Source organism: Actinoplanes sp. NPDC089786 (assembly GCF_040684855.1).
Classification (GTDB): domain Bacteria; phylum Actinomycetota; class Actinomycetes; order Mycobacteriales; family Micromonosporaceae; genus Actinoplanes.
Genome location: NZ_JBFBGU010000029.1, coordinates 60,145 through 83,968, shown reverse-complemented (window position 1 = coordinate 83,968; position 23,824 = coordinate 60,145). Strand labels below are relative to the sequence as shown.

The window sequence follows — 23,824 nt, the reverse complement described above, 5'->3', positions numbered from 1 at the left end:
CACTCGGCCCATTGGGGGCGCTGGGTGCCCCGGGTGGTCACCCCCCCCCGGGCCCCGGGGTGGGCCAAATGGGGGCCAAGTGCTGCTCTCCCCCCATATCCCCACCACCCGGGCCAGTGATGCGAGTAGGTGCTCAGGGCTGGCGATCTCGCCGGGCAGCCTTCCGGGTGAAGGTCCAGCCCATCCGCGCCGGCCGGACTGCGCTGGTGCCCGCCCTCGTTGCGACCGGCCCTCACGTCGGCGCCCGCCCTCGCGTCGTGGCTGCTCTCGCGTCGTGGCTGCTCTCGCGTCGGTGCCCGCCCGCGCGACGTGCCTGCTCTCGCTGGGTGCCGGCCCTCGCACTGATCAGGGGCTGAGCTGGGTTGCCAGGCAACCCAGCGGAGCCCATGACCAGCGCGACCTCATGCCTCGGCTGGTAGGGGCGGTTCAGCGGCCGAAGACCACCACGGCCGACTCGGCGGGCAGCTCGACCCGGTCACGCTGGAGCACGACGCCGGGCTCGGTGGCCAGGAGCACCTTCGAGGGCACGACCGGGAGATGCACCGTCTGGGTGACCGGGGCCAGGTTGACCGCCACCGTGCAGCGGCCGCGCCGCATCACCACGTATTGATCACCGTGGTGGGCCTCGACCCGGTCGAGCCGCGGGTCGGTGAGGTCGGCGTGTTCGCGACGCAACGCGATCAGGCGCCGGTAGAGATCGAGGATCTCGGCGTGGCCGGGTTTGCCGAGTTCGTCCCAGTCCAGCTTGGAGCGGGTGAATGTGGCCGGGTCCTGTGGATCGGGCACGTCGGTCTCGGCCCAGCCGTGGGTGGCGAATTCGCGGCGCCGTCCGGTGCGCACGGCTGCGGCCAGCTCGGGCTCGGGGTGGCTGGTGAAGAACTGCCACGGGTTGCTGGCCGCCCATTCCTCGCCCATGAACAGCATCGGCGTGAACGGCGAGGTGAACAGCAGCGTCGCCCCGCATTTCAGCAACCCCGGGGACAGGCTGGCGGACAGCCGGTCGCCGACCGCGCGGTTGCCGATCTGGTCGTGATTCTGCAGGTACGCCACGAAGCGGTGCCCGGCCGTCGTGTGCCGGTCGACCGCGCGGCCGTGCCGCCGCCGGCGGAAGCTCGACCAGGTGCCGGCGTGGAAGAACGCCCCGGTCAGCACGGCCTCGAGGCTCTCCAGCGAGCCGAAGTCGCCGTAGTAGCCCTGCCGTTCGCCGGTGAGCATCGCGTGGAGCACGTGGTGCACGTCGTCGTCCCACTGCGCGGTCAGGCCGTAGCCGCCGGCCTCGCGCGGGGTGATCAGCGTCGGGTCGTTCAGGTCGGACTCGGCGATCAGCGACAGCGGCCGGCCCAGGTGGGCGGACAGGCTCTCGACCTCGACGGCCATCTGCTCGAGGAGGTGGATCGCGGTCTCGTCGACGAACGCGTGCACGGCGTCGAGCCGCAGGCCGTCCACGTGGTAGTCGCGCAGCCAGCCGACCATGCTGTCGATGATGTACTCGCGGACGCCGCCGGACAGCGGACCGTCCAGGTTGACCGCGGCACCCCACGGGTTGCTGGCCGCGGTGTGCAGGTAGGGCGCGAAGCGCGGCGCGTACGCCCCGCTCGGGCCGAAGTGGTTGTAGACGACGTCAAGCAGCACGCCGAGGCCGCGGTTGTGGGCGGCGTCGACGAAGCGCTTCAGGCCGTCGGGCCCGCCGTATGCCTCGTGCGGGGCATACCAGCAGACGCCGTCGTACCCCCAGTTGTAGTCGCCGTTGAAGGAGCCGACGGGCAGAAGCTCGACCAGGTCGACGCCGAGGTCGACGAGGTGGTCAAGACGCTCGATGGCGGCGTCGAAGGTGCCCTCGGTGGTGAAGGTACCGACGTGCATCTCGTACAGGACGGAGCCGGGCAGCTGGCGACCGGTCCAGGAGCCGTCCGACCAGGGGAAGGCCGAGTGGTCGTACACCCGGCTGGGGCCGTGCACGCCATCAGGCTGCCACAGCGACCTGGGGTCGGGTAGCGGCGTGTCGTCATCCGGCAAAAGGTAGGCGTAGTCGCTGCCCGGTCCGGCCTCGGTCACGTCGAGCCGCCACCAGCCGTCGTCGTCGCGCTCCATCACCCGATCCGCCCCTGCCACCCGGATCTTGACGGATGTCTTCTCGGGCGCCCACACCTCGAAGGTCGTCATGATTCCTTCACCAGCAGTGCCACCGGGTACGTGTCCAGCAGATCGCCCACCGCCAGCCGATCGCCGCCGTACACCGTGTTCGTCAACAGTTCCGTCCAGGTGTTGCCGGGCAGTGACAGGGTGGTGTCGCGCCACCCGCCGTGGCGTGACAATCCGACCGGCAGCCGGGTCGCCACGGTCACCACGCCGCCGCGGTCGAAGGCCAGCACGTGCTCGCCCAGCCGGCCCTCGGCGAACAGCGGCCGGTAGTGGTCGAACAGCTCGCGCCGGCGCCGGCGCAGCCGCAGGACCCGGCTGGTGACCAGCAGCTTGGCCGCGCCGGTCTCGTCCACCGGCGGAAGCCAGCCGTCGTCGAGGCGGGCCAGCAGCTCACGCCGCAGGGTGAAGTCGACCGGCCGGCGGTTGTCCGGATCGACCAGCGAGAAGTCCCACAGCTCGCTGCCCTGGTAGACGTCGGGCACGCCGGGCATGGTCAGCTGCACCAGCTTCTGCCCGAGCGAGTTCGACCAGCCCGGCGGCGTGATCATGGCGGCGAAGGCGGCCACCTCGTCGTGCAGCGCGGTGTCGTCGTAGATCTGGTCGACCATGGTCCGCAACGCCGCCTCGAACGTCTCGTCGGGGCGGGTCCAGGTGGTCGAGGCGGCGGCCTCGCGCGCGGCCTTCACCGCGTACGCCTGAAGTCGCTCCCGCGAGAGCGGCCACGCGCCCACCGCGGCCTGCCAGACCAGATGGGCCAGCGACGGGTCGGGCAACGGGTTGGCGCGCACCCAGCGCCGCACCACCTCGGTCCAGTCGCCGGGCAGTTCGGAGAGCACGGCGAGCCGGGCCCGGACGTCTTCGCTGCGTTTGGTGTCGTGGGTGGAGAGGCTGGTCATCGACTCGGGCCAGCGGCGGCCGCGCTCACCGGCGCACTCGTGGAACTCGTCGGGGCTGACGCCGAACTTGGCCGGGTCGTTGCCGACCTCGTTGCGCGCGGTGAACCGGGTCCAGCGGTAGAACGCGGTGTCCTCGACGCCCTTGGCCATCACCGCGCCGGTGTACTGCTGGAACCGGATCGCGAGCTCGTCATCCGCAGTGCGCAGCCGGGCGGTCAGCCGGTCGAGCTCGGGGATCAGCCCGGGTCGCCGGCGCCCCGCCTCGGACCGGGCCTTGGCCAGGTGACGCCCGCCGATCGGCAGGTAGGAGCGGTAGACCGGGAAGCAGGCGGCCAGCTCGGCCAGGGCGCGGGGTGCGGCTTCGATCTCGGGTACGAGCCTGGCGAGCCGGCTGTTCTCGGCGGCGAGCAGGGTGGTCGCCGCGTGCAGCTTGGTGCCGTGCACCAGGTCTTGCCAGGACGTCTCGCCGCCGGTCAGGTGGTGGTCGAGGGTGTCGAAGAACGCCTCGGTCGACGGGTCGACGAACACCCCGTTGACCTCGGCCATCGGGTCGTAGCCGGTGGTGCCGGCGACCGGCCAGCCGGGCAGCTCCTCCCCCGGCTCGAGGATCTTCTCGATCACCAGCCAGGCCGCCGGCGCCGCCTCGCGCAGCCGGTCGAAGTACTGCCCCGGGTCACGCAGGCCGTCCGGATGGTCGACGCGGATGCCCTGCACCGACCCCTCGGCCACCCAGCGGAGGATCTCGGCGTGGGTGGCCTCGAAGACCGCCGGGTCTTCCACGCGCAGGCCGGCCAGGTCGGTGATGGAGAAGAAGCGGCGGTACGTCAGCTCGCTGTCGCCGCGCGTCCAGTTGACCAGCTCGTAGTGCTGCCGGTCGTGCACCTCGCGGGGCGTGCCGTCGCCGGTGCCGTCGGCGATCGGGTAGCGCTTGTCATAGTAGCGCAGCTCACCGTCCTCGACGCGGAGCTCGTTCAGCGCGTCGGGGTCGTCGGCCAGCACCGGGATCAGGATGCGGCCGCGGTCCCAGTCGATGTCGTACCAGTTCGCGTACGCGGAGGATCGGCCGTTCTTGAGGACGTCCCACCAGGAGGGGTTGGCGGCGGGCACGGCGATGCCGGCGTGGTTGGGCACGATGTCGACGACCAGGCCCAGGCCGGCCGCTTCGAGGGCCTTGTGCAGCGCCAGCCGGCCCTCCTCGCCGCCGATCGCCGGGCCCACCCGCGAGTGGTCGACCACGTCGTAGCCGTGCTCGGAACCGGGCGCGGCGGTCAGCAGCGGCGACGTGTAGAGATGACTGACACCCAGGTCGGCCAGGTAGTCGGCGAGTTCGGCGGTCGCCTTCAACGGGAAATCGGGACGAACCTGGACGCGATAGGTGCCGGTAGGGGTCATTGAGGTTTGTTCACGACCTTCCTTGAGCCGCACGGTGCGCGGGTTGATCACGTGGTCTCCACCGTCGTGAACAAACCTCACTAAACCGTCCTGTCCAAAACGATGAGCGAGCGGTCCGGCACGAGGATGGTGCCGCCGGCCTCGACCACGGCAGGCCGGTCCGGCGACGGCTCGGCCGTCTCGATGACCCTTTCCCACTTCTCGCCGTATTCAGCCGGTGGCGTCGCGAATTCGATCGGCGCGTCGTGTGCGTTGAAACACAGCAGGAACGAGCTGTCCACATGACGCTGGCCGTACTGCCCGCGCTCGCGGATGCCCTCGCCGTTGACGAACAGGGCGACCGCCCGGCCGAAGTCGTTGCCCCAGTCGTCGCCGGTCATCTGCCGGCCGTCGGGGGTGAACCAGGCCAGGTCGGGCAGCGGGTCGCCGCCGCCGCGGGCGGTCACCGGCAGGCCGGTGAAGAACCGGCGGCGCTGGAACACCTGGTGCCGGTGGCGGAACGCGGTCAGCTTGCGGGCGAACTCGAGCAGCTGCTCGTCGGCCTTCTCCCAGTCGATCCAGGCGATCTCGGAGTCTTGGCAGTAGGCGTTGTTGTTGCCGCCCTGGGTCCGGCCGAGCTCGTCGCCGTGCGAGATCATCGGCACGCCCTGGCTGAGCAGCAGCGTGGCCAGGAAGTTGCGGCGTTGCCGGGCGCGCAGGGCCAGCACCTGGGGGTCGTCGGCCGGACCCTCGACGCCGCAGTTCCACGACCGGTTGTGGCTCTCGCCGTCCCGGTTCTCCTCGCCGTTGGCCTCGTTGTGCTTGTCGTTGTAGGAGACCAGGTCGTTGAGCGTGAAGCCGTCGTGGGCGGTGACGAAGTTGATCGAGTGGAACGGCTTGCGGCCGTCGTCCTGGTAGAGGTCGGCCGACCCGGTGATACGGGAGGCGAACTCGGCCAGCGTGGCCGGCTCGCCGCGCCAGAAGTCGCGGACCGTGTCGCGGTACTTGCCGTTCCACTCGGTCCAGTTCGGCGGGAAGTTGCCCACCTGGTAGCCGCCCGGGCCGACGTCCCACGGCTCGGCGATCAGCTTGACCTGGCCGACCACCGGGTCTTGCTGGACCACCTCGAAGAACGTGGACAGCCGGTCGACGTCGTAGAACTCACGCGCCAGGGTCGAGGCCAGGTCGAACCGGAAGCCGTCGACGTGCATCTCGGTCACCCAGTAGCGCAGCGAATCCATGATCAGCTGGAGGCTCTGCGGGCTGCGCACGTTCAGGCTGTTGCCGGTGCCCGTGTAGTCCATGTAGAACTGCGGCTGGTCGTCGACCAGACGGTAGTAGGTGCGGTTGTCGATGCCTTTGAGGCTCATCGTCGGGCCGAGGTGGTTGCCCTCCGCCGTGTGGTTGTAGACGACGTCGAGGATCACCTCCATGCCGGCCGCGTGCAGGGCCTTGACCATGCCGCGGAACTCCTGGGTCTGCTGGCCGAGCGCGCCCATCGCCGAATAGCCGTGGTAGGGCGCGAAGAAGCCCAGCGTGTTGTAGCCCCAGTAATTGCGCAGGCCCACGTCGACCAGCCGGTTGTCGTGCACGAACTGGTGCACCGGCATCAGCTCGACCGCGGTCACGCCCAGGCTCTTGAGGTGTTCGATGATCGCCGGGTGGCCGATGGCCGCGTAGGTGCCGCGCATGTCCTTGGGCACCTCGGGGTGGCGCTCGGTGAGGCCCTTGACGTGGGTCTCGTAGATCACCGAGTGGTGGTACGGGATGTCCGGCCGGCGGTCGTTGCCCCAGTCGAAGTAGGGGTTGACCACCACGCCCTTGGCCATGTGGGGCGCGGAGTCGAGATCCGACATCTCGTCGGGGCGGTCGAAGTCGTAGGCGTACAGCGACGGGTGCCAGTCGATGTCCGAGTCGACCGCCCGCGCGTACGGGTCGAGCAGCAGCTTGTGCGGGTTGCAGCGCAGCCCCCGGCTGGGGTCGTACGGACCGTAGACGCGATAGCCGTAGCGCTGGCCCGGCTCGACCCCCGGCAGGTAGGCGTGCCAGACGAACGCGTCCTGCTCGTGCAGCTGGACCTTGCGCTCGTTGCCCGAGGGGTCGAAGAGGCAGAGCTCGACCGCCTCGGCCACCTCGGAGAAGATCGCGAAGTTCGTGCCCGTCCCGTCATAGGTGGCGCCCAGGGGGTACCGATGACCAGGCCAGACCTGCATGTGTTCTCCTCGTGTGCCGACGTGCCGTGCCCCATCACCATTCTCACCCAGGCGTACGACGAACCGGCATTACGGTCCGTTCTCCGACCGGGACGGGGGACAGCTAACCGATTACGTCGTCGACGAAACACCAGCGCCAGGACTCGCCCGGCTCGAAGCTGCGCATCGTCGGGTGGCCGGTGTCGTCGTGGTGTTTGCTCATGTGCCGCCGGGGCGACGAGTCACAGCAGGCGATCAGCCCGCAGTCGAGACAGAGCCGCAGGTGGACCCAGTCGGTGAAGCCGCCGGCCACGCATTGCGGGCAGCCTTCCTCGAACTTCGACAGGGGCGCCGGGTCGCCGGCGTCCTTGAGGTGCTGGCAGATCAATCGTCACTCCGGTTCAACTGAGACTCTTCCAGGTCGAGGTCGCGCTGGGCGCGGGTCAGCACTTCCTCGGGGATCCGCCCCTCGTTCCGGGCGATCTTGAAGACGTGCCGTTCCGCGGTGATCATTTCGCGGCGCAGCCGGCTGTACGCCGCGGACGGCGTTTCCTGCTCCTGGCTGCCCAGACGTTCCCAGGCGCCGTTGTTGCGGTTCTCGGCGATCCCCCGGAGGCGGTCGACGACCGAGTCGGGGGCGCCGTCGGCGTGCTCCTCCAGGGCCTCCAGGGCGGCCCGGCTGGCCCGGTTCTGCACCGCCGCCTCGGCCAGCGCGTCGGCGGTGCTGGTGTCCTCGCGTACCCCCAGCCGGTTGGCCAGCAGCGGCAGGGTCGTCCCCTGGATCAGCAGGGTCAGCACGATGATCGCGAAGGCCACGAACACGAACAGGTCACGCGGGTAGCCACCGGGCACCTTGTCGACCGGCGGCAGGGTCAGCACGGCGGCCAGCGTCACCACGCCGCGCATCCCGGCCCAGGCCACCACGGTCGGTCCGGCCGGCGACGGGCGCTCCTCGCGGTTGCGGACCTTCGGGAAGAGCCGGGCCAGATACGTCGCCGGGTACATCCAGACGAACCGCAGCACCACGATCAGCCCGAAGACCAGCACGGTCGCCTGCACCGTGGTGGCCACACCGGTCTCCAGGTCGCCGACCAGCTCGCGCAGCTGCAGGCCGACCAGCAGGAAGACCGCGCCCTCGAGCAGGAAGTTGATCAGCCGCCAGACCGCCTCCATCTGCAGCCGGGAGGTCGGCGACAGCAGGTACGGGATGCGGTGGCCCAGGTAGAGGCCGGCCACCACGACCGCGACCACGCTCGACGTGTGCAGCTCCTCGGCCACCACCACGACCACGAACGGGGTGAGCAAGGACACGGCGTCGTCCAGCAGCGGGTCCTTGATCTTCTTGTGCAGCCAGGCCGCGAGCACCGCCGCCGCGAAGCCGAGGAGCAGCCCGCCGCCGGCGATCACCACCACGTCCCGGCCGATGTTCCAGAAACCGACCGCCGTGCCGGTCAGCGCGCCGCCGGCGATCCGCACCATGACCAGCGCGGTCGCGTCGTTGAGCAGGCTCTCGCCCTCGAGCAGGGTGACGATCCGGCGGGGCAGTCCGATGCGGCGGGCGATCGCGGTCGCCGACACCGCGTCGGGCGGCGCGACCACGGCGCCGAGCGCCACACAGGCGGACAGCGGCACGTCGGGCAGCAGCAGATGCAGCACGGCGCCGGTGATCAGCGCGGTGAAGATCACCAGGCCGACGGCGAGCAGGATGATCGGGCGCAGCGCCCGGCGGAAGGCGGGGATCGAGGTCTGCAGGGCGGCCACGTAGAGCAGCGGCGGCAGGATGCCGACCAGCACCAGCTCCGGCTCCACGTGGATCTCTGGCATTCCCGGCAAGAAGGACAGGCCCAGACCGGCGACCAGCAGCACCAGGGGTGCGACGAACCCGAGCCGCCGGGCCAGCGCGGCCCCGGCGACAGCGATCACGATCAGTACGACCGTGTCGACGATGCCTTCCATGGCGAGAAGCTTAGGCGGTCGATCCCGGTCACGAGTTTCGTGGAGATCACCGGCGGGCCCGAGGGCAGACCGGGTCGGTCCGAAGGCGCCGGGCGAGGCCGCGTCCGATCAGAGCGTCGGGAGTGAGTGCGACCGGAAGACCGTCGCCGAGTGCGTCCCGTCCCCGCTGCGCCGGAGGACCACGGCGTCGACCGTGAAGACGTAGTGGGTCTTCGGGGACAGATTGGTGATCGTGGCGCTCATCTGCCCGCACGGCGTCTTGGGCTTGACCACGGTGTACGTCACGTCGCGCTGGTCGCCGACGACCAGATCCTGGCTGATCGCGTAGAGCCGGAACTCCACCAGGTTGATCCCGCCGACGTTGTACCAGTTCAGCACCGCCGTGGTCGCCGCCGGGGTCACGTCGAGACCGGCGATCTTGGAGAAGTTGAACATGTTCGGCGAGCAGACCGGGGTCGGCGTGGCGTACTGCGCCCCGCCTCCGCTGTTCAGCGGCAGGAATCCGAACGACACCGACGGCGGCGGCGTGCCGCCGGAGGTCGGCTTCGGTGACGGCGTGGCCTTGCCCTGCTCCGACACGATCCAGCTGTCCCCGCCGGCCCCGGCCGCACCATCGGCGCCGGCGGACGAGGACGGCGACGAGGAGGACGAGGAGAACAGGCCGCATCCGGACAGCCCGAACACCGCCGGCACGACCAGTGCCAGCAGCAGACCCCCGCTTCTCCGCTTCACGAGGGTTCTGATCGGACCGCCCGGACGAAGGCTTAGCTCTCCCCCGGGTGCGGGACGGGGGCGGCCGTGAGCGCCTGGGGCCGGCTGTAGTACTCCCGCGTGCGCCGGGCCAGGTCTTTGGTCGCGGCCGAGTTGGCCCACGTGCCGAGGATGACCGCCGCCCCGGGCACGATCTTGGCGAAGATCCGCTTGGCCGCGCGGATGCCGGCCATCTGGGCGAGCTTGACGCCCAGGCGCAGCATCACCCCGCTGAGCGGCCGGCCGGCCGAGCCGGCGAAGAGCTGGGCGGCCCGTTCGCGGCCGGCGGCGACGCCGAGGGCCAGCCGGGCGGTCTCCGCCACCTTGTGCACCTTCTGCAACACGAGCAGGTCGGTGGCGCGGTCGGCGTGGCTGGGGTCGAGGCCGTACGCCGCCGCCATGTGCAGCACCATTCTGGCCTGCGTCCAGGCCAGCACCCCGACGTCGGCGACCGCGCCGGGCAGGCCGGTGGCCCCGGACACGGCGCCGGAGATGCGGGCGTGGGTGGTGAAGCGCTTGGCCGCGAGCTGGGCCAGGGCGGCCGGGGAGATGCCCGGTTGCTGGTCGCGCTGCCGGGCGGCCCAGCGTTCGGCCTCGGGTCCCAGGCGGCGGACCGCCTCCAGGGCGAGGTGCTCCGGCGCGTACTGCGGGTCGGCCTTCATGCGGGCCCAGAGGGATCCGGGCGGTGCGGCGCCCGAGTCTTCGACGAGTGGTTCAGTCACCAGATCATCACTCCGAGGGGAAGAGGGGATCTTCCGTTCATTGTGCAGTGCGGATGCACGTGCACGCGAACATGCCCCACGACGAACGCTCATCCCGGCGATGGGCAGACCGATAGGTCGGACATGGTGGGAGAAGAACGGCGCGTGGAGCGGCTGCGCCCTACTCCCCTGCTCGTGGTGATGACCGGGCTCCTGGTGGTCGCGTCCGCCCTGTTCCTGGCCAGTTCTCTGGTGCCGGCCGTGCCGCCCTGGATCAACTGGCTGCCGATCGCGCTCAGCTGCATCCTGCTGGCGCGGGTGGCATGGCGGACGGCCCGGCTCGACGGTATGGACCGGGTGGCGCGGCGGCTCTGGCGCGACCTGACCGTCGTACCCCTGCTGGTCATGGTCGGTATTGCCGGTGATCTCCGGCGGGCGCTCATCGACCCCACCTTCGACGGCGTGACCCACGACACACCGACCAACGTGGCGTACGGCCTCTCGATCCTGTCCCTGATCTGGATGTTGCTGCGGCTGCCGACCGGGCAGCGCCGTGAGGTCAATCACACCGCCCGGTTCGCCCTGGACGCCGCCACGGTCGGCGTCACCACCGGCATCTTCGCCTGGTACGCCATCGTGCAGGCGTTCGGCAGCGTCGGGGCGGCGGCCGGCCCGAACGTCGTACCCATGGTGGTCCTGGCCGCTCTGGGCCTGTGCGGCTCGCTGGCCTTCGTCAAGATCTCGATGATCGACATGGGCGGTCTCGACCGCACCATCACCCGCCAGCTCGCCCTGGCCGCGGCGCTCGGCGCGGCCGGCGGTGGCCTGACCCCGCTGCTGTTCGACCTGCGCCCGGGCCTGAGCAGCTCACACGTCACGGTCTGCGCGACGATGCTCTGTGCCGCCTTCGCCGCCGACCGGCAGCGCCGCATCGTGGGCGTACCCCGGAAGGCCGGGCCGCGCCGGCGCAACAGCCTGGTCCCCTACGTGGCGGTCGCCGCCACCGACGGCCTGCTGCTCTGGATCGGCGCCCAGGCCGGTGGCCTGGTCCTCATCGTGGCGATCGCCGCCGTGGTGCTGACCGCGCTGGTCGCCCTGCGCCAGGTGCACGCCCTGCTCGAGAACGACCGGCTGCTGCGCCGGATCGACGCCGGCCAGGCCCAGCTCAAGCACCGGGCCAGCCACGACGACCTCACCGACCTGGCCAACCGGACGCTGTTCGAGCAGCGCACCCGCGAGGCGCTGGGCCGCTCCGGCCGGCGGGCGATGAGCCTGGCCCTGATCGACCTGGACGACTTCAAGGCGATCAACGACCGGCTCGGCCACGCGGTCGGCGACGCCCTCCTGGTGGTGGTCGCGGCGCGGCTGCGCGAGTGTGTACGCGGCGACGACCTGGTCGCCCGGCTCGGCGGCGACGAGTTCGGCCTGCTCCTGGACGGTCTGCGCGGCGACGAGGCGACCGAGGTGCTGGACCGGATCACGGAGGCGCTCCGCCGCCCGGTGCACGCGCTCGGCTACGACCTGCTGGTCAGCGCCAGCGTGGGCCTGGCCGAGGGCTGGGCCGAGGCCGAGCCGCAGGAGCTGCTGCGCCGGGCCGACCTGGCGATGTACGCGGCCAAGGCCAGCGGCAAGGGCCGGCACGCGGTCTACGACGCCGAGCTGGAACAGCACCAGGCGGCCGACGCCGAGCTGGGCGCGGCCCTGCGCCAGGCCCTCGACAACAACGAGTTCACGCTGGTCTATCAGCCGATCGTGCGGCTGCCCGACGGCCACTGGACCGGCATGGAGACGCTGATCCGCTGGCACCGGCCGGACCGCGGCTTCGTCGGGCCGGACACGTTCATCCCGATCGCCGAACGCACCGGGCTGATCGTCCCGCTGGGCGACTGGATCCTGCGGACGGCGCTGCGTCAGGCCGCGGCCTGGGACCGGGAGTACGGCGACGCCGCCCCGCGCGAGATCGGCATCAACGTCTCGGCCCGCCAGCTGCGGGAACCCGGGTTCGCCGGCGACGTGAAGGAGGCGCTGGCCGAGACCGGGTTCGACCCGGAACGGGTGGTCGTCGAGGTCACCGAGACCGCGGTCTTCGACGGCGGCATGGCCCTCGACACCCTGCAGAACCTGGTCGGCCTGGGCGTGAAGGTGGCGCTGGACGACTTCGGCACCGGGCACTCGTCGCTGGGCCTACTGCGTACCTGCCCCGCGGACACGCTGAAGGTCGACAAGTCGTTCGTGGACGGCATCGGCGGCCGGTCCGAGGAGGCGGTCATCGCCACCGCCATGATCCAGATCACCAACGGCCTGCACCTGCAGGCGGTGGCCGAGGGCGTGGAGACGGCCGAGCAGGCCGAGACGCTGTACCGGCTGGGCTACCGCTTCGCCCAGGGCTACCACTTCAGCCGCCCCCTCTCGCCGGCACAGGTCGCGGCTCACCTGGCTCCGGCCACCATCCCGGCCTGAAGACGTCGTTCCCGATTCGCCACCAGCCGGCGCCTCGAAAGCGAATCCGAAACGACGTCTACCCGACCCCCGTGTTCTAGGTCGTGCGAATCGGTGCTGGAATGTTCCGTACGGCAGCGTTGTTGCCGCATGGTGTCTCGTGCGCAGGCGCGAGGCAGCCGATCGAGGAGGATGCCGACGTGCTCGACCCGAGCGGGCTTTATGAGCTGACCGGCGACGCCCCGACGCTGGAGTCGCCGGTGCTGCTCCAGGCACTGACCGGGTTCGTCGACGCCGGCAGCGCGATTCAACTCTCCCGGGAACACCTGCTCGAGAAGCTGGAGTCCCGGGTCATCGCCACGTTCGACGTGGACCAGCTGCTCGACTACCGCTCCCGCCGCCCCTCCATGGTCTTCATCGAGGACCACTGGGAGAGCTACGAGGAGCCGTCCCTGGCGCTGCACCTGCTCCAGGACGAGATGGGCACCGAGTTCCTGATGCTCGCCGGCCCCGAGCCCGATGTGCAGTGGGAACGCTTCATCGCCGCGGTGACCGGCCTGATCGAGCGGTTCGGCGTACGCCTGACCGTGGGCCTGAACGCGATTCCGATGGCCGTCCCGCACACCCGGCCGGTCAGCGTCACCGCCCACGCCACCGATCGCGAGCTGCTCGGCGACCGCGAGTCCTGGCTCCAGAAGGTGCAGGTGCCGGCCAGCGTCGGCAACCTGATCGAGTTCCGGCTGGGGCAGAACGGGCACGACGCGATGGGGTACGCCGCCCACGTGCCGCACTACCTGGCCCAGACCACCTACCCCGCCGCGGCCGAGCTGCTGCTCGACTCGGTGTCGTCGAGCACCGGCCTCGCCCTGCCGACCGGCGCGCTGCGCGAGGCGGCCATCGCCGTCCGCGAGGAGGTCGACTCCCAGGTCGCCGACGACGAGCAGGCCACCCGCCTGGTCCAGTCGCTGGAGCAGCAGTACGACGCGTTCGTCCGCGGCCGCGAGGGCAACCTGCTGGCCGGCAACACCGGCGACCTGCCCACGGCCGACGAGCTGGGCGCCGAGCTCGAGCGCTTCCTGGCCGAGCAGTCCAAGGACAACGAGAACTAGAGCCAGGCTTTCCTGACCGACTCCCGGCTGCGGGCAGGTTCGTCGCCCGCGCCGGTGAAGAGCGCGGTCAGCATGGATACGCCGTCGGCCAGGGTGCGACGGGACAGGACGTGGCTGGTGACCAGGGACACCAGGCCGTGGGTGACGATCCAGCTCTGGTAGGCGAGCGCCCGCGGGTCGGCGTCGGCCCGGAAGCGGCCGATGGTTCGTGCGCGGGCCGCCGCGCGTACCAGAAATTCTCGGGTCTCCTCGGCCGCGGCCGTGTCTTCGAGGTCGTAGGCGGCGTCGAACATCACCCGGTAGAGATCGGGGTGGTCCAGGGCGTTCGCGGCGTACGCGGCCAGCAGCGCGGTCAGCTCCTCGACCGGGTCGTCGACCGGCCGCACCGTGGTGAGCCGCGCCGCCAGCCGGGTGAAGCCCTCCTGCCGCAGCGCCCGCCACATGCCGTCCATGCCGCCGAAGTGCGTGTAGACCGCCATCGTCGACACACCCGCGCCGGCCACCAGCGACCGCAGGGTGATCGGCTCGCGGGCGCTCAGCATGTGGGCGGCACGCTCGATGAGCTGCGTGCGTACCGCCGGGTCTCTGGTCCGGGCCACGCGTCGAGATTACATAACATAGCTTTGCTATGGTTACCGGCATGACAATCACCCTGATAGATCCGGACGGGCTCCCCACGGTCGACCTCTACCGGCAGGTGGCGGTCGCCTCCGGGTCGCGGCTCGTCTTCATGGCCGGGCAGGTCGCCTGGGACTCGACCGGGGCCGTGGTCGGCGCCGGTGACCTCGCGGCGCAGGTCGAGCAGTGCTACCTGAACGTGGGGGTCGCGCTGGCGGCGGCCGGGGCGAGCTTTGCCGACGTCGCCAAGCTGACCGTGTACCTCGTCGACTGGACGCCGGACAAGATGGCCCAGGTCGCCGAGGGGATCGAGCGGGCGGCTGAGACGCTCGGCGTGGTGCCGGTGGCGCCGCTGACCGGGATCGGGGTGAGTGCGCTGGCCACACCCGAGCTGCTGGTCGAGATCGAGGCCACAGCCGTTCTCGACTGACCCCCTGTGGATATTCGCGAGAACGTCACATTCCCGAGCTACGTTGACCGCCCACCCAGTGCCGGGGTGGGGGCGGGGTGGCCGCGCGCGCGAGAAACAGTCAAGACCGATCGGTTCGGTCACCGGGCCTGCGCATTACCCCCATTCACGGGCGGATCCGGGGCCTCGTGTCCGACTATGAGGGAATGCCACTGTTCCGCTCGCAATCCGGCCGCAACGAGACGGCTCCCCGGGCGATCCCCCGCGACGTGGAGAGCCTCGAGAAGCTGATCGCCGACCTGTCCGGCGCCGCCGACGAGAAGACGGCGTGGAAGATCACCGTCGACAGCACGGCCGAGTCGCACGGCTTCGCGTACGGCGCGGTCTGGTTGCCGGGCCCGGACAATCAGATGCGGCTGGAGTACGAGAACGGCACGATCGCCGCCGACCTGCGCGCCGCGACCGGTGGCAGCGGCACCCTGCCCGCCGACGCCGGCCTGGTCGGGCGGGCCTACCGCAGCGGCCGCCCGGTCTACGTGGGCGCGATGGACCAGTGCGGTGACTGCCGGCGTTGCCAGGCGGCGGGCCGGGCCGGGATGGCGGCGGCGATCGTCACCCCGGTGATCCGGGACGGCCGGTCCATCGCGGTGCTGGAGTACTACTCGGCCGATCCGCTGTACATCGACGGGCCGCGGACCGAGAAATGGGCCTCGATCGCCCGCATCGCCGAGCAGGCCCGATGGACGGCGCTGGCCGCGGCCGAGTTGCGGCAGGTGGCGGATGATCGGCTCGCGGTGACCAGCGTGGTGACCGCGCTGGGCGAGACCACGGACAGCCAGTCGGCGCTGCGGATGGCCCTCGACTCGGTGCGGACGGCGTTCGGCTGGGCCTACGGGTCGTACTGGGAGATCGACGACAGCGTCAACCTGCTGAAGTTCCAGCAGGAGTCGGGCTCGGCCGGCGACGAGTTCCGCAAGGTGACGCTGGCCGCCACTTTCGCCGAGGGCGTCGGCCTCTCCGGCCGCGCGTGGCGGTCCCGCGACCTGGTCTTCGTGCGCGACCTGGCCGAACTGACCGATTGCGTGCGCGGCCCGGCGGCGATGCGGGCGGGCGTCCGGTCGGGCGTCTGCTTCCCGATCCACAACCACGGCCGGATCATCGGCACGATGGACTTCTTCACCACCGAGTACATCGAGATGTCCGATTCGCGGGCGTCGGCGCTGCGCAACGTGCAGCAGCTGGTGTCGCAGCGGCTGGACATCGTCCGCACCGCCGAGCAGTCGGCCGAGAACGCGCGGGCGCTGCTCGACACGGTGTCCCGGCTGCGGGCCGCGTCCGACGACGCCACCCGGGTCGCCGAGGAGGCGGTCAGCCGCGCGTCGGCGATGACCCACGAGGTCGAGGCCCTGGGCCAGGCGTCGGTGGCGATCGGCGACGTCATCAAGATCATCTCGTCGATCGCGGACCAGACCAACCTGCTGGCCCTGAACGCCACCATCGAGGCGGCCCGGGCCGGTGAGGTCGGGCGGGGCTTCGCGGTGGTCGCCGGCGAGGTGAAGGACCTGGCCCGCGAGACGGCCGAGGCCACCCAGCGGGTCTCCGAGCAGATCAACGGCATTCAGAACAGCGCGCGTACGGTCAGCTCCGGAATTCTCACCACCAGCGAGACGATCGGGCAGATGGACGCGGTCCAGACGCGCATCAACGAGGTGCTCGAGGAGCAGGCCAAGATGGCCTCAGCGTTGCAGTCCTAGGAACACCAGCACGTTCTGGATCTCGCGGTCCCAGTAGCCCCACTCGTGGGCGCCCGGGCCGTACGCGCTGTCCACCGCGATCCCGCGCCGCTCCAGAGCGGCCACCACGGTCTGGTTGTAGGGCAGCGTGTGGTCCTCGGTGCCACAGCGGATCATCAGCCGCGGCAGCCCGGCCGGATCGGCCCGCTCGATGAGGTGGAGCAGGTCGTCGTCGGTCCCGCCGACCCGGTGCTCGGGGAAGAGCTCGGTCATCAGCCGCCGCATGTGCGGGCGGTCGTCGTGCTCCTGGATGCGCGCCAGGTCGAGCGCGCCGGAGAGCGAGGCCGCCGCCGCGAAGCGCTCGGGCTGGCGCAACGCCCACTTCAGGGCGCCGTAGCCGCCCATGCTCAGGCCGGCCACGAAGGTGTCGGCGCGGTCGGTGGAGACGCGGAAGAGGTTCTCGACGGCACGCGGGAGCTCCTCGCTGAGGAACGTCCAGAACGGGAGTCCGAACCTGGTGTCGCAGTAGAAGCTGCGGTGCACCTGGGGCATGACGACGGCGACGTCGTGGTCGGCGGCGTACCGCTCGATCGACGTGAAGCGCGACCACGCCGAGTGATCGTCGGTCAGGCCGTGGAGCAGGTAGAGGACCCGCTTGCGGCCTGCGCCCGCCGGCATCAGGACGGTCATGGTGGTGCCGAGGCCGAGGGTCTCGGAGGGGAAGTCGACGCGTATCGAGGCCATCGTTCCATGATCGACGATGCGTACACGGATGGCCACGCGGGGTTGGGAATGTCGTACCCGTCGATTAGTATGTGTGTACTAAAACCGCTACTGACCTGCGGGGGAAGATCACCCATGACGTCGCCTGTCACCCTTCCGGCTGCCCCGGTCCCGCCGTACGCCACGATGCTCGGATTCACCAGATATGTCGCTCGCACCGGTCCGGCCAAGGCCACCTTCGTCGGTGGCCTGCGGCGCCAGCGCGAGCGCCGGTCCGGCTTCAACCCGCACGGCCAGCTGGTCAAGGCGCTCAAGGCCGACATCGCTTTCCGTACGGGTGGGAGCTATCTCGCCGAGGTGCCCAACCTCGTGAAGCCGAGGTGGAAGCCACTCTACGAGGCGGTCAGCGCGGGCGCGGCCCACTACCTGGCCTCGCTCGGCGACCCCGAGCAGGTGAGCCTGGCGCAGACCCGCGAGGCGCTGGCCTCGGTCGGTCCGCTGGCCGTGAAGATCAACCCCCACTTCGGGCTGCGGTACGCCGACGGCCGGCGCGAGGCGGTCCGCCTGCACTTCGACGAAGATCCGCCCAGCGCCGAGGCGATCACGGCCACGCTTCACCTGATGGCCCGCCACATGGACCAGATCCTGCCGAACGCCTCGCCGGTGCTCGTCGACCTGCGGCGCGGCGTCAGCCACGTCCTCGACCCGGGTGGAAAGCCGGCCGATGTGGAGCGCTGGCTCGCGGGCGAAGCGGCGGCCTTCACCGCCATGTGGGCAGCCTAGCCAGTCCGATCGGCCCAAATTTTCCAGGTTTCGGCGTGGGAACCGCTTAGGTGCAGCGCGGTTGCGACGATGTCTCCGGTGTAAGCGGGGGACAACGTCGGGGGGCGTCAGGCATGAAGGCAGTCATCAAGATCACGGGTACCACGGCTCTTGCGGTGTTCGGGATGGCGGCGGGTGCGCTCTTCGCGCCGGCCGCCGCCTCGGCCGCCACGCCGACGCTGCCCAGCCTGGTCGCCTACGTCCGCACCGGGGATGTGTATGTGAGCAAGGGCGCCACCGAGACCCGGCTGACCACCGACGGCGGCTACAACCGCCCGCGCTGGTCGCCCGACGGCACGCAGCTCGCCTACCTGAAGGGCGGTCAGCTCTGGACGATGAAGGCCGACGGCAGCGCCAAGCGCCGGCTCACCACCCGCGCCGCCTCCGGCCCGTCCTGGGCCCCCGACGGCAAGTCGATCGCCTTCGCCTCGCTGTCCTGCTCGGGCGGCCCCGGCGTCTACCGCATCTCCACTACCGCCACCAACGCCCAGCCCCAGGTGCTCTTCCCCAGCGACTGCCGCGGCGAGGCGCTGCCCGCGTCGCCGTCCCCGGCCACCGCCGCCCCGGCCGGCCTCAACGACCGCCTGCGCACCGACGACGCGGTCGCCTGGTCGCCCGACGGCACCAAGATCGCCTTCCGCGGCGGCAACTGCGAGTCGACCTACGACGCCTGCCTGACCGTCGGCACGGTGGCCGCCGGCGGCGAGCGGACGGTCGCCGCCTACGGCGGCGGCGGCGTGCAGAACTCCGGCTTCGCGGTGGTCCCGAGCTGGCGGGCCGATGGTGCCAAGCTGGCCTGGACCGCCTACCAGGAGGGCGAGACCGCCGCCGAGAACCGCCCGGTGCACCTGGTCGAGTGGGACGCCATCTCCGGTGCCAAGCGCACCGTCGGCGCCACCCTCGACCGCGAGCTGGCCTACGTCGACGCCACCCGCGGCGTGGCCACCGGCCAGTACAACGGCGGCTCGTACGTGATGGTGGTCGGCCTGTCCGGCACCGCCCGCACCCCCTTCCACGCCGGCTCCCAGCCCAGCGTCCAGCCGATCCACTGACGCTCCCCGTCCGGCCAGAGCCCCTCCGCACCCCGGTGCGGAGGGGCGCCTCGTATTCTGGGCGGCGCGATGAATGATGCTGGTGAGCGGGCCGTGCGGACGTTTCATCCGCGGCGGGGCCGGATGAGTGGGCGGCACGCGGACGCGCTGGCCGAGATGTGGCCGGCCTTCGGGCTGACGGTGGTCGACGGTGACCGGAGGCCGCTCGATCTCGATGGGCTCTTCGGGCGGGTGGCGCCCCGGGTGCTCGAGATCGGGTTCGGGATGGGTGACGCCACGGCGGCCATGGCGGCCGGGGATCCGGGACGCGACTATCTGGCCGTCGAGGTGCACACGCCCGGCATCGGAAATCTGCTCGCCCTGATCGGGGAGCTCGGGCTCGGCAACGTACGCGTGGCTCACGGGGATGCCATGGAGCTGGCCCATCGGATCCCGGCCGGCGGGCTCGACGCGATCCACGTGTTCTTCCCGGACCCGTGGCCCAAGGCCCGGCATCACAAGCGGCGGTTGATCCAGCCCCGCAACGTGGTGCTGCTGCGGCGGCTGTTGCGGGTGGGCGGGGTGATCCACTGCGCCACCGACTGGCCGGAGTACGCCGAGGCCATGGCGGCCACGCTGGACGGGGACGAGGAACTGGCGCCGGTCGGAGCCGGGAACGGGCGCCCGGAGACCAAGTTCGAGCGGCGTGGGGTGCTGGCCGGGCGGCCCATCGCCGACCTGGTGTACCGGCGCACCTGACCTATTTGCCGGACAGCAAGATTCGCCGATTTCTCCGCCCTAGTCTGATAGTGGAGGTCGGTCCATGCGGCGAGATGACCCAGCCCGGCTCGAAGGGCGGGACCCGGGTACGGCAGGGCCGTCGGCCACGCCGGAGAACGACGGCAAGCCGGTGGACGGCGCCGCCGACGGCCTGGTGCTGGACATCTCCGGGGCCGCGGGACCGGGCCGGAGCGAAGGCGGCATGCTGACCGGTGGGGCCGCCGACCAGATCGCCGAGCTGGTGGCGCGGGCGGCCCGGGCGCCCACCGGACTGATCTACTTCCTCGACGAGGCGGGCGAGCGGCTCGTCCTGTCCGGCGCCCACGGGCTGCCCGGAACGCGGGCCGACGCGGCCGAAGCACCGCTGGCCGGGAGCCTGGGCGAGCCGATCGTCGGCACCGGGCAGCCGCTCGTCATCGAGGACATCGCCGCCGATCCGCGGATACCGGACGGCTCCCGGCTGCGGATACGGGACACCCATGGGGCGTTCCTCGGTCATCCCGTACGCGACGACGAAGGCGCCATCACCGGGATCTGCTGCGCCTACGACACCGCCCCGCGCCGCTGGACGCCCGAGCAGATCGCCGCGGTCTCCACCGCCGCGCAGGTCAGCACGCTACTCATCGCCGAACGGCGGGCGCGCTGGGAGGTGGACCGGCAGCGGCGCTTCCTGGACGGGGTGCTCGACTCGCTGCACGACGGCGTCACCGCCTGCGACGCGGACGGCCGGATCGTGCTGGTCAACGCCCGGATGCGGGAGATGTGGGGCGAGGCCGCGCCGGACGGCGCCCCGGACGGTCTGACCGATGCCGACGGCAAGCCGGTCTCCTGCGACGGCATCAGCCTGTTCCGGGCGCTGCGCGGGGAACAGCTGCGCGACCACGAGCTGGTGCTGCGCCGCAAGGGGCGCCGGACCCGCCGCTACCTGGTCGACGCCCGGCCGATCATCGGGGCCGACGGGCGGCCGACCGGAGCCGTGCAGGCGGTGCAGGACGCCACCCGCCGGCGGCGGGTCGAACGGTTCCGGACGTGCGAGCTGGCCGTGACCATGGCGCTGGCCGACGCGCCCACGATCGAGGCGGCCGGACCGCGGGTGCTGGAAGCGGTGGTCAGCACGCTCGACTGGGCCCACGCCGAGCTGTGGCTGGTCGACGACGCGGCCGGGATGATCCAGCCGGCGGCGTGCTGGAGCCGGCCGGGCTGGACCGCCGACATCGACGTGCCGGCCGAGCTTCCCTACGGCCGGGGGCTGGCCGGCCGCGTGTGGCAGGTCGGCAAGCCGCTCTGGATCCGCGACGTCAACCGGCCGCAGAGCCTGATCTCGCCCGAGACCGCCGCCGCCTCCGACCTGCACACGGCGCTCGCTCTGCCCGTACGCCACGGATTGGAGCCCTTGGGTGTTCTCACCGTCTTCGCGGAGAGCATCGAGGACCCGGAGGACGAGGTGCTGGCCCTGCTGTCGGGCGTCACCGCGATGGTCGCCCAGTTCGTCGACCGGCAGCTCGTCGAAGATCTGCAGCGCCAGCTGACCCGGAGCAAGAACGAGTACCTGGCGCTGATCGGCCACGAGCTGCGCACGCCGCTCACCTCGATCAGCGCGTACACCGAGATCCTCCGCGAGATCGATCCGTCGGCGCTGGCGGCGGACGGGCCGGCCCTGCTCGACGTGGTCGACCGGAACACCACCCGGCTCCGGCGCATCATCGACGAGCTGCTGGAACTGTCGGCGCTGGACACCGGGCACGCGGCCATGACGATGGCGCCGGTCGACCTGGCCGACGTGGTGCGCGAGTCGGTCGAGCGGACCCGCGAGGTGATCGACGGCTCGCCGCTGTCGCTGAACGCCGAGCTCCCGGACGAGCTGGTGCTGCCCGGCGACCGGCGGCGGCTCAAGCAGATCGTGGACAACCTGCTGGGCAACGCGGTGAAGTACAGCCCGGACGGGGGCCGGATCACGGTGCGGCTCAAGCCGGTGGGGCGGGCGGCGGAGCTGTCGGTGTCGGACACCGGGATCGGGATCGCGCCGGAGGAGCGGGAGCGGCTGTTCACCCGGCTCCATCGCGCCAGCATGGTGCGGGACAAGGCGATTCCGGGTACGGGACTGGGGCTCGCGCTGAGCCGGGCGGTGGTCAAGCGGCACCACGGGACGATCGAGCTGGCCGACCACGAGGGGCCCGGGACCACCGTACGAGTGAGATTGCCTCTCGACGCACGGTGACCGTCGGGGCAAGGATGGGCTATGACCAGGTGGACACCGGATCCACCTACGGCCGGGTGGTCGGCTGGACCGACCTGCCGCACGCCGGCGACGAGTTGCACCACTTCGGGTGGAACGCGTGCAGCAGCGCGCTCTGCCCGACCGCCCCCATCCGCATGTCGAGCGCCGTTACCTGATCGTGCCCGGCCTGCGGTCGTCGCGGATCTACCTGCTGGACACCAAGGACGACCGGCGTGCACACGGTCGCGATTATCGTGGTGCAGGGCCTGTGCGCGCTCATCGTGTACGAGTTCGTCGGCGTCGGCATCCTGCGCCGCGCCTGGTTCAACGTGGACCGTCTGTGGGCCGCGGTGCTCGTGGCGGCCGGCGCCCTGACCATCGCCCTGGCCGTTTGACCCTCTTCTTACTCGAGGGTCCACGGTGGGCCGCATGCATGACATCGACTCGTTGCGGCCGATCCTGCGCGCCGCCTGGGGCGCCGACACCTGCGACCCGCACGACCGGCCCGACTGGCACCCCGGCAACCCGGCCCGCGGCCAGTGCGGGGTCACCGCCCTGGTGATCCAGGATCTGCTCGGCGGCGACCTGATCCTCGGCGAGGTGTACGCCGGCGGCGTCCGGACCGGCTACCACTATTGGAACCGCCTCCCCGGCGGCCGCGAGGTCGACCTGACGGCCGGCCAGTTCCGCCCCGACGAGGTGGTCACCGGCGGTGCGGTGCAGCAGCGCGATCCCGGCGCCCCGGTCCGCCGCTGCCGCGCCGAGTATGAGCTGTTAAGCAGTCGCGTGCTCGCCCACCGCCGTGACAGCGTGGCCGGGTGACACCGCTGCGGATCATCAAGGGCGACGCGACCAGCCCGCAGGCCAAGGGCCCGAAGATCATCGCCCACGTCAGCAACGACGCCGGCGGCTGAGGCAAGGGCTTTGTGCTGGCCGTCTCGCGCCGGTGGCCGGAGCCCGAGCGCGCCTTCCGCCGGTGGCACCACGACCGCAGCCGCAACGACTTCGGGCTGGGCGCCACCCAGGTGATCCAGGTCCAGCCGGACGTCTGGGTGGCCAACATGGTCGGTCAGCACGGCCTGAAGGCGGGCAGCGCCGGGCCACCGGTCCGCTACGACGCGATCGAGAAGTGCCTGCACACGGTGGCCGCCGAGGCCGCCCGGCTCGGCGCGTCGGTGCACCTGCCGCGGGTCGGCTGTGGCCTGTCCGGCGGCCGCTGGGACCGCGTCGAGCCGCTGATCGTGGCCGCCCTGTGCCAGCGCGACATCCCGGTCACGGTCTACGACTTCGACTGACCCCTGCTGCTCCTTGCTGGACCGCGCTACGATCCAGCCATGGTTGAACGTGTTCAACTTTCTACCGGGAACCTCCAGCGCGCCATGGTCGGCGTGGCGGCGGGTTACGTGCTGTTCGCGGGCCTCGTGTCGTTCGTCGACGAGTCCGACGCCTGGGGTTTCCTGGTCGTCTTCACCCTCTTCGCCGCGGCCATCGCCAACCCGCTCGTCTTCCGCGAGCCGGCCGCCTTCACGATCGCCTGCGTCGTGACCGCCGTCCTGGTGCTGATCCTCGGCTTCTTCCTGGCCGCCGCCGGCCTCTACCTCCTGTGGCCGTCGGCCCTCCCGCTGCTGCTCGCGCCGACTCCCCTGCCCCGACTAGCCCCGCCGTGGCCACACCTGGCCGTCGGCCTGCTGACCGCCGCCGCGGTCCTGACCTTCTACGCCGCGGCCGCTTGAGCCCCTCCTCGATCGCGCACTACCAGGGTGGCTTGCGCTCGGAACATGGACCGGGGTGGGGTGCGCCAGGCGCCAGCCTCCCCACTCACCGTCGCTGCCGCCAAGGGAATTCACGGTGCCCGAGCTTCATAACCTGACCACTCACCGCCGCCACTGCCGGCCGCCCTGTGCCGCCACCTCGCCGAGCCTGACGATGACCAT

Annotated in this window: 22 protein-coding genes; 13 read left to right on the top strand and 9 right to left on the bottom strand. The window is 71.2% G+C overall.

The features are described from left to right. Window positions 1-426 precede the first annotated feature (426 nt). The 7 genes from treZ to AB0O15_RS42640 form a co-directional block, all read right to left on the bottom strand. Window positions 427-2,163 (bottom strand): malto-oligosyltrehalose trehalohydrolase, encoded by a 1,737-nt coding sequence (gene treZ / locus AB0O15_RS42670; RefSeq protein ID WP_364332043.1) that lies wholly within the window; start codon window positions 2,161-2,163, stop codon window positions 427-429. Continuing rightward, a complete protein-coding gene (gene treY / locus AB0O15_RS42665; protein WP_364332040.1) occupies window positions 2,160-4,430 on the bottom strand; it encodes a malto-oligosyltrehalose synthase in 2,271 nt (756 codons plus the stop codon). The genes treZ and treY overlap by 4 nt, the downstream gene beginning before the upstream one ends. Before the next feature lie 80 nt (window positions 4,431-4,510). Then, a complete protein-coding gene (gene glgX, locus AB0O15_RS42660) occupies window positions 4,511-6,622 on the bottom strand; it encodes a glycogen debranching protein GlgX (RefSeq protein WP_364332037.1) in 2,112 nt (703 codons plus the stop codon). Window positions 6,623-6,725: 103 nt separating this feature from the next. Continuing rightward, window positions 6,726-6,989 (bottom strand): UBP-type zinc finger domain-containing protein, encoded by a 264-nt coding sequence (locus AB0O15_RS42655; protein ID WP_364332034.1) that lies wholly within the window; start codon window positions 6,987-6,989, stop codon window positions 6,726-6,728. After that, entirely contained in the window at window positions 6,986-8,557 is a 1,572-nt protein-coding gene (locus AB0O15_RS42650; protein WP_364332031.1) for a Na+/H+ antiporter, read from the bottom strand. Before AB0O15_RS42650 ends, AB0O15_RS42655 begins: the two co-directional genes overlap by 4 nt. A 108-nt stretch (window positions 8,558-8,665) precedes the next feature. Further along, the gene (locus AB0O15_RS42645; protein ID WP_364332028.1) at window positions 8,666-9,289 is read right to left on the bottom strand and encodes a hypothetical protein; all 624 of its coding nucleotides are present in this window, start codon (window positions 9,287-9,289) and stop codon (window positions 8,666-8,668) included. A gap of 32 nt (window positions 9,290-9,321) precedes the next feature. Next, window positions 9,322-9,969, bottom strand: coding sequence for an EcsC family protein (locus AB0O15_RS42640; RefSeq protein WP_364332045.1), 648 nt, complete (start codon window positions 9,967-9,969; stop codon window positions 9,322-9,324). Window positions 9,970-10,173: 204 nt separating this feature from the next. Here AB0O15_RS42640 and AB0O15_RS42635 point away from each other — a divergent pair, with 204 nt between their 5' ends. Further along, on the top strand, window positions 10,174-12,468 hold the full coding sequence (locus tag AB0O15_RS42635; RefSeq protein ID WP_364332025.1) for an EAL domain-containing protein: 2,295 nt from the start codon (window positions 10,174-10,176) through the stop codon (window positions 12,466-12,468). A gap of 179 nt (window positions 12,469-12,647) precedes the next feature. Continuing rightward, on the top strand, window positions 12,648-13,556 hold the full coding sequence (locus AB0O15_RS42630) for a PAC2 family protein (protein ID WP_364332022.1): 909 nt from the start codon (window positions 12,648-12,650) through the stop codon (window positions 13,554-13,556). Here the strand turns inward: AB0O15_RS42630 and AB0O15_RS42625 are convergent. After that, window positions 13,553-14,155: a TetR/AcrR family transcriptional regulator gene (locus AB0O15_RS42625; protein WP_364332019.1), complete on the bottom strand. Its 603-nt coding sequence runs from the start codon at window positions 14,153-14,155 to the stop codon at window positions 13,553-13,555. The two genes, AB0O15_RS42630 and AB0O15_RS42625, sit on opposite strands and share 4 nt — an antisense overlap. 41 nt (window positions 14,156-14,196) lie before the next feature. Between AB0O15_RS42625 and AB0O15_RS42620 the strand changes: the two genes are divergently transcribed. Then, complete coding sequence (locus tag AB0O15_RS42620; protein WP_364332016.1) at window positions 14,197-14,604, top strand: RidA family protein; 408 nt, start codon at window positions 14,197-14,199, stop codon at window positions 14,602-14,604. A gap of 185 nt (window positions 14,605-14,789) precedes the next feature. Further along, window positions 14,790-16,337, top strand: a complete 1,548-nt coding sequence (locus AB0O15_RS42615) for a methyl-accepting chemotaxis protein (RefSeq protein ID WP_364332013.1) — start codon at window positions 14,790-14,792, stop codon at window positions 16,335-16,337. On the opposite strand, the gene AB0O15_RS42610 is transcribed toward AB0O15_RS42615, so the two are convergent. Next, window positions 16,320-17,060 carry an alpha/beta hydrolase-fold protein gene (locus AB0O15_RS42610; RefSeq protein WP_364332010.1) on the bottom strand — a complete coding sequence of 247 codons (741 nt, stop codon included), beginning with the start codon at window positions 17,058-17,060 and terminating at the stop codon, window positions 16,320-16,322. The two genes, AB0O15_RS42615 and AB0O15_RS42610, sit on opposite strands and share 18 nt — an antisense overlap. Before the next feature lie 114 nt (window positions 17,061-17,174). On the opposite strand from AB0O15_RS42610, the gene AB0O15_RS42605 reads away from it, so the two are divergent. From AB0O15_RS42605 to AB0O15_RS42565, 9 genes are all read left to right on the top strand, one after another. Beyond that, window positions 17,175-17,822, top strand: a complete 648-nt coding sequence (locus AB0O15_RS42605; RefSeq protein WP_364332007.1) for a hypothetical protein — start codon at window positions 17,175-17,177, stop codon at window positions 17,820-17,822. Window positions 17,823-17,935: 113 nt separating this feature from the next. Further along, window positions 17,936-18,913, top strand: a complete 978-nt coding sequence (locus tag AB0O15_RS42600; protein WP_364332004.1) for a hypothetical protein — start codon at window positions 17,936-17,938, stop codon at window positions 18,911-18,913. Window positions 18,914-18,982: 69 nt separating this feature from the next. Further along, window positions 18,983-19,651, top strand: a complete 669-nt coding sequence (trmB, locus tag AB0O15_RS42595) for a tRNA (guanosine(46)-N7)-methyltransferase TrmB (RefSeq protein ID WP_364332001.1) — start codon at window positions 18,983-18,985, stop codon at window positions 19,649-19,651. A gap of 64 nt (window positions 19,652-19,715) precedes the next feature. Beyond that, window positions 19,716-21,890: an ATP-binding protein gene (locus tag AB0O15_RS42590; RefSeq protein WP_364331999.1), complete on the top strand. Its 2,175-nt coding sequence runs from the start codon at window positions 19,716-19,718 to the stop codon at window positions 21,888-21,890. A gap of 14 nt (window positions 21,891-21,904) precedes the next feature. Then, window positions 21,905-22,066 (top strand): selenium-binding protein SBP56-related protein, encoded by a 162-nt coding sequence (locus AB0O15_RS42585; protein ID WP_364331996.1) that lies wholly within the window; start codon window positions 21,905-21,907, stop codon window positions 22,064-22,066. A 57-nt stretch (window positions 22,067-22,123) separates the two neighbouring features. Further along, entirely contained in the window at window positions 22,124-22,285 is a 162-nt protein-coding gene (locus tag AB0O15_RS42580; protein WP_364331993.1) for a hypothetical protein, read from the top strand. A gap of 34 nt (window positions 22,286-22,319) precedes the next feature. Continuing rightward, the gene (locus AB0O15_RS42575) at window positions 22,320-22,712 is read left to right on the top strand and encodes a hypothetical protein (RefSeq protein WP_364331990.1); all 393 of its coding nucleotides are present in this window, start codon (window positions 22,320-22,322) and stop codon (window positions 22,710-22,712) included. Window positions 22,713-22,816: 104 nt separating this feature from the next. Next, entirely contained in the window at window positions 22,817-23,185 is a 369-nt protein-coding gene (locus tag AB0O15_RS42570; protein WP_364331987.1) for an Appr-1-p processing protein, read from the top strand. A 39-nt stretch (window positions 23,186-23,224) separates the two neighbouring features. After that, window positions 23,225-23,623: a hypothetical protein gene (locus AB0O15_RS42565; RefSeq protein ID WP_364331985.1), complete on the top strand. Its 399-nt coding sequence runs from the start codon at window positions 23,225-23,227 to the stop codon at window positions 23,621-23,623. The last annotated feature ends 201 nt before the right edge of the window (window positions 23,624-23,824 follow it).